This window comes from Lautropia dentalis (assembly GCF_003892345.1).
Taxonomy (GTDB): Bacteria; Pseudomonadota; Gammaproteobacteria; order Burkholderiales; family Burkholderiaceae_E; genus Lautropia; species Lautropia dentalis.
The window spans coordinates 1-1,189 of record NZ_RRUE01000009.1 but is presented as its reverse complement, the minus strand read 5'-3'; the positions used below and the strand labels follow the sequence as shown (position 1 = coordinate 1,189).

Here is a 1,189-nt window from a genome sequence, read left to right as displayed (position 1 = left end):
AACAGCCCGGGCTGCTGTGTGACCCGGCCCTGGCGATCACGATGCGCAAAGACCGGCGCCAGCGTCTTCTCCAGTTCGCCCCACGGCATGCGCCGCGCGAGCACCGCCAGCGGGCGCGACAGGTCGATCATCTGGTCGATCCGAGCCCTGAAGAAGTCGTCCGTGGCCATCGGCTGCGCCTCCGTTTCTCCCAGTTTCTGATGACCCCCATTTTAGTTTCCGGGAGTTCCCGGGCACCGCCATGCCCCTTCGATCAAGCGTTCATGCGGGTTGGCGGGGTTTTGCAGGGCCGACTCATTCCTGTTGATGAGCCGGGATATCACCTGTTGGCTCATTTGTCTTTGAGCAGCCACGGGAACCCTTCGTCATCGATTACCAGCTCCGTCCGTGAAAGAAACCCACCGACTGGAAGTACCTGATGTAACGATCCAGCATCGGCGCATCGGTCGGTTCCAGATCGACACCCAGGGCCCTTGCCGCATCACAGGTCAGTGTACTGTCCATCGGAACCGCTGACACTGGCTCATCTGCTTCTTCGCCATCCGCATGCTCTGCCGGCAGCAGGAATGCCCCCAGTCTGGCCGATGGATCCTCCGGATGGGCCTCGAAGAACTGCAACGCACGTTCACGCCATTCATCGCCTGATACCTCCGTGATCGCATAGCCATTTCTCCGTAAAGCAGCCAGTAGTGCCGCCCCATCGGAGAAGCCGGTGGCTATCGGATGCCAGGTATGGTTTTCCAGTCCGGGGGCGCGCGACAGGGCCACAATGGCTGCAGCCACCCTGTCCACAGCCGTCAGAATTTCTCCGAATGCGCCATATGGTGCATATCCCAGCACAGGAATCATCCTGAAAATCCCCCAGAACGAATCGTCCAGCTGACAGGCGCCATGCACACTGTCACCCGCAATCCGGCCTGCCCGATGGATGGTCACCGGAATGCCCCGGTTGCGAGCCTCTTCCGCCAATCGCTCTCCCGCCCATTTGGTCTGGACGTAGCCGTTCTGGAGGTGCTCACCATGGTGTGCCGGGCAATGTTCTGTCAGTCTGCCATCTCCCCCGGCATCGGCGGGCGATAGCACGGAAGTCGTGGACACGAAATGGAAATGCTTGGCATGATGACGTGCTGCCATGGCAATCAGTTCCCGCGTACCCTCAATATTGGCCATACGCATCTGCTCATAGGGC

General features: G+C 60.3%; 1 protein-coding gene. It reads right to left on the bottom strand.

What is annotated here, in order from left to right; translation table 11 throughout:
- Nucleotides 1-372 precede the first annotated feature (372 nt).
- Nucleotides 373-1,189: SDR family oxidoreductase (locus EHV23_RS15100; RefSeq protein WP_125096924.1), on the bottom strand; the 817-nt coding region annotated here is incomplete at its 5' end.